This window comes from Acinetobacter sp. YH12200 (assembly GCF_013418175.1).
GTDB classification, from domain to species: Bacteria; Pseudomonadota; Gammaproteobacteria; order Pseudomonadales; family Moraxellaceae; genus Acinetobacter; species Acinetobacter pseudolwoffii.
On record NZ_VPCO01000027.1, the window covers coordinates 25,189 to 31,528 of the forward strand.

Genomic DNA, 6,340 nt, shown 5'->3' on the forward strand with positions numbered 1-6,340 from the left:
CATGCTGTTTGACGCTTGCTAGATTAAATTGATCTTATCAACAAATACAGCTAGATATATAAAAGGTGTACTCATGAACTATAAATCTCTAATGATCGCTGTCGTAGCAACCTCAGCCATGGGTATGACAGCAGCCAATGCGGGTAATACAACCAATACCGCCTTAGCTTCAGCACTTGGTGGTGTTGTTGGTGCGGCAGTAGGTAATAAAATGGGTGGTACAACCGGTGCAACCATCGGTTCGGCAATTGGTGGTGGTGCTGGTGCAGCAGTTGCAGCAAACAAGCGTGACCGTAATGGTGCAATTATCGGTGGTGCCCTGGGTGGTGGTGCAGGTTATGCAGTCGGCCGAAATATGGCAGGTACCAATGGCGGTTATATCGGTGCAGCACTAGGTTCTGCGGGTGGTTCAGCACTGGGTAAAAAAGTCAGTGAGGATCGCCGTTATGATGACCGCTATGACCGTCGCTACAGTTCAAAAAACTACCGCACGAATGACTATCGCTATAACAACCGTCGTCGTTAAGGCTGCACTCTCTAAGCTTCCCTCCTTAAATAAGCATCTTCGGATGCTTATTTTTTTGCCTGTTATTTTCGTTTACACTTATATCGATTTTTTTCGATATACAAATACAATGCAAAGTCGTATGCTTTTAGTCATGTCTATTTAAGAGTAATACGATGCGTACACTTAACGATACCCGGTTCTCTATCCTCGAACTGGTTCCTGTTCGTGACGATAAGACTATTCAATTCGCGCTGAACCACGCGCTGGAGCTTGCCCAGGCAGCAGAACAACTGGGTTATAGCCGAATGTGGCTGGCAGAACATCACAATATGGATGGCATTGCCAGTTCAGCCACAGCCGTTCTTTTAGGCTATTTACTGGCGAACACCAAAAGCTTAACTTTAGGCTCAGGCGGGATTATGCTCCCGAATCATGCGCCGCTGGTGGTGGCTGAGCAATTCGGAACTTTAGCGACCTTATATCCAGATCGTGTTGAACTCGGTCTGGGCCGTGCTCCTGGAACTGACCAGATGACCATGCGTGCCCTGCGCCGTGGCCGTCAGGAAACTGAAGATCAGTTCCCGCAAGATATTCTGGAAATTTTGCAATATTTTAAAGATCCAGAGCCGAATCAGCGTATTGTTGCGACTCCCGGTCAAAGCACGCATGTTCCGGTCTGGCTACTCGGATCGAGTCTGTTCAGTGCACAACTTGCAGCAAAACTGGGCCTGCCTTATTCTTTTGCCTCACATTTTGCCCCGCGTATGCTCGGTCAGGCGATTCAGCTCTATCGTGAAAACTTCGAGCCTTCCGAATACTTGGATCGACCTTATGTCTCAATGGGTGTCCCAACCTGTGTGGCAGATAGCGATGAAGAAGCACACTATCTGGCGACCAGTGCCTATCAACGGGTTTTGTCACTGATTCGTGGTCAGACCTTAAAACTGAAAGCCCCAATTGAATCTATGGACGGTCTATGGTCACCTGCGGAAAAAATGTCAGTTGATAATTTCTTTGCCATGGCACAGGTCGGCTCCAAAGAAACTGTGAAAGCTGGGCTGGAATCACTTTTAGCCAGATATGATGTTGATGAGTTTATCTTCACTTGTGACATCTATGACACTGACAAGCGTCTGCATAACTTTGAGCTGTTGATGCAGCTTAAAAACGGGCAATAAATAAAAGCAACATCTACCTATTCTCAACAATGGGTAGATGTTGTATAACTTTCAAATAAAATAGCAACAACCTGTTCAACGCCTTCATCCAAACTTTTTCTATTCATTCTTCTCTCTTACTTAACACCACCGCTTTTTAATCATATTTATCTCCCCTGACTTAGAAAAAAATAAGCCGCTGTATTTCTGTCAAATAGATGACTGTCTAAGTTAAATTTTCTCCTTTACCCTGCTTCTGGTTTTTGTTTATATCTAGGACAAAGAAAATCAATTATTAAATAAATTCAAGGAAGTCTAATGGCCACCAAGCAAGATCTACACGCTGGCATTTTTGAAAATCATCCCGAACATTTCCAGCTGTTTACCGGAATAAATATCGCTTCTTCCGAGCTTATGAAACTGGATTATTCAAACAAAGATATTGCAATTATTGGCACAGACCAGTTTACCGTTACCCAGCTGGATAAAATTAGTCAACATGCCGGTTCGGTGAAAGTTTTTCAGATTAATCCTGCTTTTGTGCTGCCAGGGTCAGACCGCATTCTGCAACGCATTATTAATCATCCTTTAATTGGAAAAAATCGCCGTCTATTTAACAACCGGATTAAGAGTCTGCTTTCCCTCAGATTTCTGGAAAATCAGGTACAAAATCTGTGGTTAAGACGCCAGTTAATGCCAAATCTTGCATCTTCTCCTAACACCTATCTCAAGTCAGATCATTATTATGCCGCGCTACAGCGGGAAAATTGCCAGCTGATTACCTGGCCAATCCTAAGAATTACTGAAAACAGTATTTGCTGTATCAATGGAGATCAGCATCAGGTCGATATTATTATTCATACTTATTTAGCAGAAGAATAAGCTACGTTGGCAACTCAACATGAAAAATTGATGAAATCTAGAACTCTACACCCAGGATTAATAGTGTACTTATTCAACAAATTGATTAAATAACGCTCTTTTGTATTTTTAATTATGATACTTGATATTTTTTAAATTTATAAAAATCATATATTATTTCTATAAATAAGCACTTATTGGTATTTTTTAGCTATAAAACAGAGCCAAATCAAAGTTTGGCTCTGTTTGGCTTTTTAGCCAATTCGACGTTTTAAACCCGTCATTTGCAAGACACGTGTCGAGATTTCTTCAATCGACATTTCAGAGACATTCAGGTACTTGATTCCTTCCGAAATGTAGATTCCTTCAATGGCACGCAGCTCCATCTGGCACTGGCTAAAGCTGGCATAACGACTATTGGCCTTACGTTCAGTGCGAATCGCGACGAGACGGTCTGCATCAATCATCAGACCAAACAGCTTGTTTTTATGCGGACGCAGTACCGCTGGCAAGCGATTATCGTCCAGATCTTCTTCTGTTAGTGGATAGTTGGCCACCCGAATACCAAATTGCAAAGACAAATAAATAGAGGTAGGTGTTTTACCCGAACGCGACACCCCAATCAGAATCAGATCGGCTTTATCATAATGACGCGTACGCGCGCCATCATCATTGTCCAAGGCAAAATGTACCGCATCGATACGGGCTTTATAGGAGGCAGTATCAGTCACCGCATGGGTTTGACCGACTAAAGTTGTAGGCAACACCTGCAACTCATCCGACAACTTGCTAATAAGCCCTTCAAATACATCAAGATTTACGGCATTTGCGGTATTAATAATTTCCCGCACATAAGGGTCGACTAAAGTATCAAAAACCAGTGGTTTTTCACCGTCTTGCAGAGCACGCGCATTGATCTCTGCAACCACACTGGTTGCGGCTTCTTCAGAGCTAATATAAGGGATAATATGAATGTCAAACTTTACATTTGGAAACTGCGCTAATAGTGAGTGTCCAAGCGTTTCAGCGGTAATTGCCGTGCCATCCGAGATAAAGAAAACACTACGCTGAATTTGTTTACCTTCTGACATTAAAATTCTCCTCCACCATTTGTCTTAGTGCTATATAATCTTTATAGTAAACCGATCTTACATGACTGTCGCTTAGTAAAATCAAAAACCTAGATGATTTGCTATACTCTCATGCCAAGATAGTGATTAATACTGCAAAAGTGGAGTAACAACTTTGGAAGCGCGCGTAATTGGTCTGGAAAAATTAGGGAAGCACGACGTTGAACTCGTGGGTGGGAAAAACTCATCCTTGGGCGAAATGATCAGCCACTTATCCAATGCTGGTGTATCGGTGCCAGGTGGCTTTGCAACTACAGCTGAAGCATATCGTGAATTTCTCGAGCAAAGTGGCCTAAACGCTAAAATTAATGCAGAGCTTGCAGCACTAAATGTGGATGATGTGAATGCTCTTGCTGAAACCGGTGCAAAAATCCGCCAATGGATTGTGGATACTCCACTTACCTCTGAATTAGAACAAGAAGTTCGTACAGCATTTGCAGAACTTTCTAACGGCAACCCTGATATCGCGGTTGCCGTTCGTTCATCAGCGACAGCAGAAGATTTACCAGATGCTTCTTTTGCTGGACAGCAAGAAACTTTCTTGAATATTCGCGGTATTGATAACGTGCTTATCGCGATCAAAGAAGTTTTTGCATCTTTATATAATGACCGCGCAATTTCTTATCGTGTCCATCAAAACTTCGCGCATGACGTGGTTGCCCTTTCAGCAGGGATCCAACGTATGGTTCGCTCTGAAACGGGTGCTGCAGGTGTGATGTTTACCCTGGACACTGAATCAGGCTTCCGTGATGCAGTGTTTATTACCGCGTCTTATGGTTTGGGTGAAATGGTCGTTCAAGGTGCAGTCAACCCTGACGAATTCTATATTTCTAAACCGCTGTTAAATGCAGGCCGACACGCGATTTTACGCCGCAACTTGGGTTCTAAACACCAGAAGATGATTTATGGTGAAGAAGCTTCTGCAGGTAAATCAGTGGTTGTCGTAGATGTAGAAAAAGCTGAGCGTCAACAGTTCGCTCTAAACGACCAAGAACTCCAAGAACTTGCCAAACAAGCGCTGATCATTGAAAACCACTACGGTTCTCCAATGGACATCGAGTGGGCAAAAGATGGCGATGATGGAAAAATCTACATCGTTCAGGCACGCCCTGAAACAGTAAAAAGCCGTGAAAATGTCGGCACCATGGAGCGCTATCTGCTCAAACAACGTGGTACTGTGATCTGTGAAGGTCGCTCAATCGGTCAACGTATCGGTTCTGGTAAAGTCCGTATCGTGACTTCAATCAAAGAAATGGACAAAGTACAAGACGGTGACGTGCTGGTATCTGACATGACTGACCCGGATTGGGAACCAGTGATGAAACGTGCTGCTGCGATTATTACCAACCGTGGTGGTCGTACCTGTCATGCTGCAATCATTGCACGTGAACTTGGTGTTCCTGCGATTGTAGGCTGTGGTAATGCCACTGAAGTACTGGTTGACGGTCAGGAAGTGACTGTGTCTTGCGCTGAAGGTGATACGGGCTTCATCTATGAAGGTGCGCTGGATTTCGAAATCCAAACCAACTCGATCGAATCAATGCCTGCTCTTCCGTTCAAAGTCATGATGAACGTCGGTAACCCGGATCGTGCATTCGACTTCGCGCAAATTCCAAACGAAGGGATTGGTCTTGCACGTTTAGAATTCATCATCAACCGTATGATCGGTGTGCATCCTAAAGCATTGTTGAATATTGACAGCTTGCCACGTGAAACACGTGCTGCTGTGATGGCGCGTACTGCTGGTTATGCTTCTCCAATCGAGTTCTATGTAGAAAAACTGGTTGAAGGTATCTCTACTCTTGCTGCTGCATTTGCAGATAAACCAGTGATCGTGCGTATGTCTGACTTTAAGTCAAATGAATACGCAAACTTGATCGGCGGTAAGTTGTACGAGCCAGAAGAAGAGAACCCGATGCTGGGCTTCCGTGGTGCAAGCCGCTACGTGTCTGACAACTTCCGTGACTGCTTCGAGCTTGAATGCCGTGCATTGAAAAAAGTTCGTGATGAAATGGGCTTAACCAACGTACAGATCATGATTCCATTTGTGCGTACTGTGGCTGAAGCAAAACGTGTGATCGAGTTATTGGAATTGAACGGTCTTAAACGTGGTGAAAATGGTCTTAAAGTGATCATGATGTGTGAATTACCAACCAACGCATTGTTGGCCGATCAATTCCTTGAACACTTCGATGGTTTCTCTATCGGTTCAAACGACCTGACCCAGCTAACGCTTGGTCTAGACCGTGACTCTGGTATCGTATCGCACTTGTTCGACGAACGTGACCCTGCTGTAAAAGCGCTTCTTGCTCTTGCAATCCAGGCATGTCACCGTGCAGGCAAATACGTGGGTATTTGTGGTCAAGGTCCTTCAGACCATCCTGATCTTGCGAAATGGCTCATGGAACAAGGCATTGAGTCTGTATCTTTAAACCCGGATTCAGTCCTGGATACCTGGTTCTTCCTAGCTAAAGAAAAAGTGGCAACTGCATAATAGATTTTAAATAAAAAAAGACCCTTTCGCAGGGTCTTTTTTTTATGGGATGAATATTCTTTTATATCGCAGATTCAAATCTCAAGTGCGACACATTTGTAGTTAGTTGAAAAAGTTAGGTGTATTCGTAGAATCATTGGACTTTTTCAACTCGCAATTGGAAAGCACACAATGAAGAAATACACCCAAC

Annotated in this window: 5 protein-coding genes; 4 read left to right on the forward strand and 1 reads right to left on the reverse strand. The window is 43.7% G+C overall.

Annotated features, from left to right (window positions below):
- Positions 1-73: 73 nt before the first annotated feature.
- From FTU90_RS14015 to FTU90_RS14025, 3 genes are all read left to right on the forward strand, one after another.
- Complete coding sequence (locus FTU90_RS14015; protein WP_005097226.1) at positions 74-526, forward strand: hypothetical protein; 453 nt, start codon at positions 74-76, stop codon at positions 524-526.
- A gap of 155 nt (positions 527-681) precedes the next feature.
- Positions 682-1,686, forward strand: a complete 1,005-nt coding sequence (locus FTU90_RS14020; RefSeq protein WP_180072931.1) for an LLM class flavin-dependent oxidoreductase — start codon at positions 682-684, stop codon at positions 1,684-1,686.
- A 297-nt stretch (positions 1,687-1,983) separates the two neighbouring features.
- Entirely contained in the window at positions 1,984-2,547 is a 564-nt protein-coding gene (locus FTU90_RS14025; RefSeq protein WP_100355349.1) for a flavoprotein, read from the forward strand.
- 233 nt (positions 2,548-2,780) lie between these two features.
- On the opposite strand, the gene FTU90_RS14030 is transcribed toward FTU90_RS14025, so the two are convergent.
- Positions 2,781-3,617 carry a pyruvate, water dikinase regulatory protein gene (locus FTU90_RS14030; RefSeq protein ID WP_005097231.1) on the reverse strand — a complete coding sequence of 279 codons (837 nt, stop codon included), beginning with the start codon at positions 3,615-3,617 and terminating at the stop codon, positions 2,781-2,783.
- A 154-nt stretch (positions 3,618-3,771) separates the two neighbouring features.
- Between FTU90_RS14030 and ppsA the strand changes: the two genes are divergently transcribed.
- Complete coding sequence (gene ppsA, locus FTU90_RS14035; protein ID WP_005097232.1) at positions 3,772-6,150, forward strand: phosphoenolpyruvate synthase; 2,379 nt, start codon at positions 3,772-3,774, stop codon at positions 6,148-6,150.
- Positions 6,151-6,340: the final 190 nt, after the last annotated feature.

Excerpts from the sequence above, each read along its gene's own strand:
- FTU90_RS14030 (WP_005097231.1), bottom strand. The coding sequence starts at position 3,617 with ATGTCAGAAGGTAAACAAATTCAGCGTAGTGTTTTCTTTATCTCGGAT.
- FTU90_RS14015 (WP_005097226.1), top strand. The coding sequence starts at position 74 with ATGAACTATAAATCTCTAATGATCGCTGTCGTAGCAACCTCAGCCATG.
- FTU90_RS14025 (WP_100355349.1), top strand. The coding sequence starts at position 1,984 with ATGGCCACCAAGCAAGATCTACACGCTGGCATTTTTGAAAATCATCCC.
- FTU90_RS14020 (WP_180072931.1), top strand. The coding sequence starts at position 682 with ATGCGTACACTTAACGATACCCGGTTCTCTATCCTCGAACTGGTTCCT.